The sequence below is a fragment of the Streptomyces torulosus genome (genome assembly GCF_001419765.1).
In the GTDB taxonomy this organism is placed as follows: domain Bacteria; phylum Actinomycetota; class Actinomycetes; order Streptomycetales; family Streptomycetaceae; genus Streptomyces; species Streptomyces torulosus.
On the sequence record NZ_LIRK01000152.1, the window covers coordinates 1 to 2,102 of the forward strand.

General features: G+C 73.4%; 3 protein-coding genes. 1 reads left to right on the forward strand and 2 read right to left on the reverse strand.

The features are described from left to right. Positions 1–633: DUF2510 domain-containing protein (locus AOK23_RS11580; protein WP_157878006.1), on the reverse strand; the 633-nt coding region annotated here is incomplete at its 3' end. A 345-nt stretch (positions 634–978) separates the two neighbouring features. On the opposite strand from AOK23_RS11580, the gene AOK23_RS11585 reads away from it, so the two are divergent. Further along, entirely contained in the window at positions 979–1,392 is a 414-nt protein-coding gene (locus AOK23_RS11585) for an SsgA family sporulation/cell division regulator (protein ID WP_055712647.1), read from the forward strand. 10 nt (positions 1,393–1,402) lie between these two features. Here AOK23_RS11585 and AOK23_RS49650 read toward each other — a convergent pair. After that, positions 1,403–2,102, reverse strand: a 700-nt coding sequence (locus tag AOK23_RS49650; RefSeq protein ID WP_276205728.1) for an FAD-linked oxidase C-terminal domain-containing protein, incomplete at its 5' end; no start/stop codon positions are given.

Below are 2,102 nucleotides of genomic sequence, written 5' to 3' on the forward strand. Positions count from 1 at the left end.
ACCCGCGCCCTGTGGACCCGCGCCCTGTGGACCCGCTGCCGGGGAGTTCGCGTGGAACGCCATGGTGCCGTCGGCCCGCGACGCCTCCGCGCCCCCGCCCGCAACGGTGTTGGGGCGGCGGAAGACCACTGTGCCCTCGGGCGCGCCGGTTTCGTCGTCCGCCGGCGGGATCGTCGCCGTGCCGTCCGTGCTCGCCGTGCGGCCCGACTCGGCGGCCGGGTCGGCAGCCTCCGCCGCGAGCGAGACCCGCGGGTCGGGGCCCTGGCCGGCCGGCCGGGGTGAACCCCAGGAGACCCGGCGGTCCTTGTCGCCGCCGAACCCGGTCTGCCGGGAGCGGTCGGCGCCCCACGCGGAGGCGGGTTCGGGGCGGTTGCCGTGCAGGGAGTCGGCGGACGACCGACCGGCGGGCCCGCCCGGCTCGGGGTCCTCGTCGAAGAAGTGTGGGCCCGTCTCCTCCACGGCCGGGGAGCCGGGGGGCGGGGCGAGCGGTTCGCCGTCGGTGGGCGCCGGACGGCTCGTACCCGGCACCCAGGCGGCACCGTTCCAGTACCGGACATATCCAGGAATGGAGGGGTCCGGGTAATACCCTTCGCGGGGCCTGTCGTCGCCGGGGGCCGGGGTTGGGGCGCTCATGTCCGTCGTCCCGTATCTGCTCGGGGGTGGAAGAGGGGGCATCCACATCTACCAGACGGGGGCAAGTCCCATGACCGCTGCCGCCGGACCCGCCCCTTTCGAGCACGGGATCTGCTACGGGCCGGACCCGCGCACGGGGCGTCCGCACGCCCGTACGCCCGCCCGTCGGCGCTGTCGTCGCACGGTCCTCGCGTGGTCGTCGCGCGGTCCTCGCGCGGTGGTCGCACGCCCGTGGGCGCGTTCGTCGGAAAAAGTTCCGCGGACCCGCGTAATGAAGAAGACCCCGCTCCCCTCTCACTCGTACGGGCCCGCATCCGGGCCCCGCACCGGAGAGGAATGACCACCATGAGGCACACCGTCGTGGAACGCGAGCTGGAGCTGCGGCTCGTCCTGTCGCCCGAGCAGAGCATCCCCGTACCGGCCAAGCTGGGCTACCGCAGCGACGACCCGTACGCCGTCCACATCACCTTCCACATCAACTCCGACCGGCCCGTGCACTGGACGTTCGCGCGGGAGCTGCTGGTGGAGGGGGTGTTCCGGCCGTGCGGAGGCGGCGACGTCAGAGTGTGGCCGGCGAAGGTGTCGGGCCGCGGTGTCGTGCTGATGGCGCTCAGCTCGCCGGACGGGGACGCGCTCCTGGAGGCGCCTGCCGCGGCCGTGTCCGCCTGGCTGGAGCGCACCCTGCGGATCGTGCCGCCGGGATCGGAGTTCGAGATGCTGCGGATCGACGACGGGCTGGCCGAACTGCTCGCCCAGTGAGGCGGCTGTCTCAGAACAGCTTGCCCGGGTTGAGGATGCCCAGCGGGTCGAAGACGGCCTTCACCGCCCGCTGCATCTCCATGCCCACCGGGCCGATCTCCCGCGCCAGCCACTCCTTCTTCAGGATGCCCACGCCGTGCTCGCCGGTGATGGTGCCGCCGAGTTCCAGGCCGAGGGCCATGATCTCGTCGAAGGACTCGCGGGCGCGCCGGGACTCGTCGGGGTCTGTCGCGTCGAAGCAGACGGTGGGGTGCGTGTTGCCGTCGCCGGCGTGCGCGCAGACCCCGATGGTCAGGTCGTACTTCTCGGCGATGCGTTCCACGCCGTCGAGCATGTCGCCGAGCCGGGAGCGCGGCACGCACACGTCGTCGATCATCGTCGTGCCCTTGACCGCCTCCAGCGCGGTCAGCGACATCCGCCGCGCCTGGAGCAGCAGTTCGGACTCGGCCGCGTCGTCGGCGGGGACGACCTGGGTGGCGCCCGCGGCCTCGCACAGCTCCGCCACCGCCGCGAGGTCGGCCGAGGGGTCGGGGGTGTCGAAGGCGGCGAGCAGCAGTGCCTCGGTGGTCTCCGGCAGGCCCATGTTGCCGAGGTCGTTGACGGCCTTCACCGTCGTACGGTCCATCAGTTCGAGCAGCGAGGGGACGTGCCCGCCGGCCATGATCCGGCACACCGCGTCGCACGCGGCGGCCGCCGCGTGCGACGCGGTG

What these genes read in the sequence shown, in the direction of transcription:
- AOK23_RS11585 (WP_055712647.1), top strand. Translation starts at nt 979, where the DNA reads ATGAGGCACACCGTCGTGGAACGCGAGCTGGAGCTGCGGCTCGTCCTG.